A 3,658-nucleotide genomic window follows, 5' to 3' on the forward strand; every position below is an offset into this window, starting at 1 on the left:
GGACAGGGCGACGCCTCACCAAGAAGTAGTCAACTACGAAGACGCGGGGACCTCGACTTGGCCACCAGCGGCGACACGCACTCGGCCGTTGACACGTGGTCGGCCCCGTAAGGGGCTGGGGGCGATCGACGAGTGAGGGCTTCGTTCCTCAGCCCTGGCCCATTGGGGTATTGAGGTACAGGCCGGATGAGAGCTCGCTGACCGTGCACACCGGCTGCTTGATCCGGAACATGTGCGGAACGCGCCCTGTCTCCTAAGAGGAAACAACAACACCAGTCGCAGGTCAGCATGTCGCCCGGGAAGGAAGCAGTGTTCCACTTCTAATCCGACGGTCGCAGGTTCGAATCCTGCAGGGCGCGCTTTCCTCCACCAGCACTAGAGAGCCCCTGACCTGCGGTAACGCGGGTCAGGGGGCTCTCTTCATGTGTCCGGTGGTGTACGGCTATCGCCAGGGATCACCCGGGTGATCCTTCCCAATGCCCTCCACCTCGCCCCCCTCGCAGTCGATGCGGTGCACGCGGCCAACTACGAGCGGGCGTGAGCAATTGTCAAGACTTGTGGATCAAGTTTGAAGCGCCGCTCACGCCGTGGAGTTGATCGTGATCTGGGTTGGTGATCGATTCCGTTGCCGCGCGATCCCTGCCTCCTGCCGTGGTGGAGGAGCTTTTCCAACCTGATCGCGCAGGTCAGCAGGCGCGGCACCGGGACCAGTCGACATGAGAAGAGGATCCCGGTAAGACAGCAGTCGACCAAGATCCGATGCCTCTACCGGAGAGCCTCGTTGCTGTCTTATCGTGCCTCGATTCCGCTGTCCCAATCACACCCTGATCCGCCTGGCCGCGCTGATCCGCGCCCGGCGTGCCGAGCGCCGCTGCCGCTGGCGGCGCCTGGACCCATCCTGGCAAGCCCTGCTGGTGCTGGCCCACCTGCGCAGGCGGCGACACCTACGCCCGTCTGGCCGCGGGCTTCGGCATCGGCACCAGCACCGCCTGGCGCTACGTCCGCGAGGCGGCCGATCTGCTCGCCACGCTCGCCGACGACGTCCACGCCGCCGTCTTACGCGCCGGCCGGCTGGCCTACACCATCCTGGACGGCACCCTGATTCCGATCGACCGGCTGGCCGACGAACGGCCGTACTACTCCGGAAAACACCGACGCCACGGCGTGAACGTACAGGTCCTGGCCGATCCAGCCGGCCGGCTCGTATGGGCCTCACCGGCGCTGCCCGGTGCCACACATGACCTGACCACAGCCCGCGCCACCGGCCTGATCGACACGCTGACCACCACAGGGGTGAAGACCTTCGCCGACAAGGGATATCAAGGCGCGGGCGGCAGCATCCGCACGCCGTTCAAAGGCCACCGGCCCCGGCCGCCACTGTCGCGCCACCAGCGCTCGGTCAACCGCGCACACGCGCGCATCCGCGCCTGCGGTGAACGCGCCGTTGCCACCTTGAAGACCTGGAAGGTCCTGACCCGGCTGCGCTGCTGCCCGCACCGCGCCACCACGATCGTGCAGGCCATCCTCGTCCTGCAGCTCATCGAAGAAGGCCGCTACTCAGGATGAAAAGTGCTCAGGGATCATCATTCCGTCATAATCGGCCCCATGGGAAAGAGCTACGAGCGGATAGACGGCAGGCTGCGTGCCTTCATCGAGGCGCAGCACATCTTCTTCACCGCGACGGCGCCGCTGGATGGCGAGGGCACCGTCAACCTTTCGCCCAAGGGCCTGAACGGTTCGTTCGCCGTACTTGACGAACTCACCGTGGCCTACCTCGATTTCGCGGGCAGCAACGCCGAGACGATCGCCCATCTGCGCGAGAACGGCCGCATCACCCTGATGTGGTGCGCCTTCGATGGTCCTCCCAACATCGTGCGCGTGCACGGCCGCGGAGAGCCGGTCTTCCGCGACGATGCGCGTTGGGCCGAGCTGATGGGCTACTTCCCCGACATCGACCCGACCCTGCACGGCCTGCGCGCGATCATCGTCGTTACCGCCGAGAAGATCCGCGATACCTGCGGGTACGCCGTCCCGTTCATGACCTATGAAGAGGACCGCCCGCTGCACGCGTCGCGCTTCGCGCGTGAGACCGATGAGTCGCTCGACGTGTACCTCCAGAAGAAGGAGCACATCGCGACCAGCATCGACGGTCTTCCGGGGCTGCCCCTGCCACTGCCACCGCTTCCGCGCACCGCATAACACCCGGCCGATGGAGCGGTCACCACGGCGGCGTCTGCCGGGAAGGAAGGAGAACCGCTTTCGCTCACCCGTCTCCGGGTCGACACGCTTGTCGTTCACACGAGGGGCCTTCACCTCGACCGCTCCGGCCGCAGTGGTAACTTTCCTGGACTGGTGGTAGCCGTTACGGACCACCAGACGCCGCCCGTTGTCGTCTCGTTCGTCGGCCAACTCGGCTATGTAGGCATTGACCTCGGCCTCCAACGCGGCGGCCAGCATCCGCCGCGCGCCTTCCTGGACGATCTCATCCAGCGGCGAGCCGCCGCTTGGAGTGGTGCCGTCCTCGTTAACTACCGTAAGCACGGGCGTGCCTTCCCGACCGACGCTGCGAACGTCGGCCTTGCTCGATGATCTATCGATCGAACCATCGGAAAGGTACGCCTCCTTCCGTCATGTCTGATCCACAGGTATTGAGCATTGTTCGCGCAACCACCGGGCGGCTATCGCCATCGACGTCCTGTCCGACCTCGACTCGACAACCGCCCAGAGCCCTTAACTAACCGGCATTGTTGCGCCACGCGCGCGGAGAGGAGTCGTCGTGCGGTAGGAGACGACCCGTTGATGTGCATGCTGCACAGGAGATGAAGGAGTGGCCCTTCGGCGTCGCCCTGCGGGGGGAGGCGTCAAACCACCCCAAGGTGCGTTAGCTGAAGACTGTCGTGCTGAGCGTCGGGGAAACGGCGGGACACGAGCCCGTCAGGTAGGGACCAGGAAGACGAACGCGAGTGAACCACCGCCGAAGCGTCGAGATTTAGGAAACGACATCGAAACCGGGGTCTCAATGCAATCCCGGGATGAGCCTGGCAGGAGCCCGCCGACTGGCCAGGTGGTGTCCGGCGTGCAGGTGGCGTGATCCTGGTCTGCTGCTCTTGTGCGGAACGTGGGAAGACGCGTGCCGATACTGCCCCGGCATTACCACCGGTAATGCCGGGCGGCAGGGAGCGCATCAAGCGGCGGAAACCGTGAGGTGCTGAGTACCGTCGCGGCGCGCGTCGGCGGACCGGCCCGTAGTAGTGGTGAAGCTCCTGTAATGGGGGTGGAGCGAAGGGGCCGGCTCATCTGGAGATGTTCGTTCGAGCAACCGGAAGTTCTCCGGGAGGAGACGAGTGAGCATGTCGGGTCCGGACGGGAAACCGTTCGACATACCCAAACGCCTGGTGTGGAAGGCGTGGAAGCAGGTCAAAGCGAACAAGGGTGCCGCCGGGGCGGACGGGCAGTCCATCGCCGACTTCGAGGCCGATCTGGGAAACAATCTCTACAAGATCTGGAATCGGATGTCGTCGGGGACCTACTTTCCTCCGCCGGTGAAGGCGGTGGAGATCCCCCAGGGCCGATGCGTTCTCATGTTGTGAAACCGAGTAGCTGGAGTCCGTCGGCGGGGTGACTGCGGTAGTGGTCGGTGGCTGCGGCGATGTTGGTC

At 64.9% G+C, this 3,658-nt stretch carries 2 protein-coding genes and 2 pseudogenes; 3 read left to right on the forward strand and 1 reads right to left on the reverse strand.

Annotation, left to right across the window (positions count from 1 at the left end):
• The first annotated feature begins 781 nt into the window (after positions 1-781).
• Both AB0I38_RS40125 and AB0I38_RS40130 read left to right on the forward strand, forming a co-directional pair.
• Positions 782-1,566: pseudogene (locus AB0I38_RS40125) on the forward strand (transposase family protein).
• Positions 1,567-1,605: 39 nt separating this feature from the next.
• Positions 1,606-2,199, forward strand: coding sequence for a pyridoxamine 5'-phosphate oxidase family protein (locus AB0I38_RS40130; protein ID WP_358496050.1), 594 nt, complete (start codon positions 1,606-1,608; stop codon positions 2,197-2,199).
• A gap of 24 nt (positions 2,200-2,223) precedes the next feature.
• Here the strand turns inward: AB0I38_RS40130 and AB0I38_RS40135 are convergent.
• Positions 2,224-2,541: pseudogene (locus AB0I38_RS40135) on the reverse strand (transposase); the annotation flags it as partial.
• An 809-nt stretch (positions 2,542-3,350) separates the two neighbouring features.
• On the opposite strand from AB0I38_RS40135, the gene AB0I38_RS40140 reads away from it, so the two are divergent.
• A complete protein-coding gene (locus AB0I38_RS40140; RefSeq protein WP_358496055.1) occupies positions 3,351-3,590 on the forward strand; it encodes a hypothetical protein in 240 nt (79 codons plus the stop codon).
• The last annotated feature ends 68 nt before the right edge of the window (positions 3,591-3,658 follow it).

The sequence above is a fragment of the Nonomuraea cavernae genome (assembly GCF_040655715.1).
GTDB lineage: Bacteria > Actinomycetota > Actinomycetes > Streptosporangiales > Streptosporangiaceae > Nonomuraea > Nonomuraea cavernae_A.

What these genes read in the sequence shown, in the direction of transcription:
- AB0I38_RS40130 (WP_358496050.1), top strand. Translation starts at nt 1,606, where the DNA reads ATGGGAAAGAGCTACGAGCGGATAGACGGCAGGCTGCGTGCCTTCATC.
- AB0I38_RS40140 (WP_358496055.1), top strand. Translation starts at nt 3,351, where the DNA reads ATGTCGGGTCCGGACGGGAAACCGTTCGACATACCCAAACGCCTGGTG.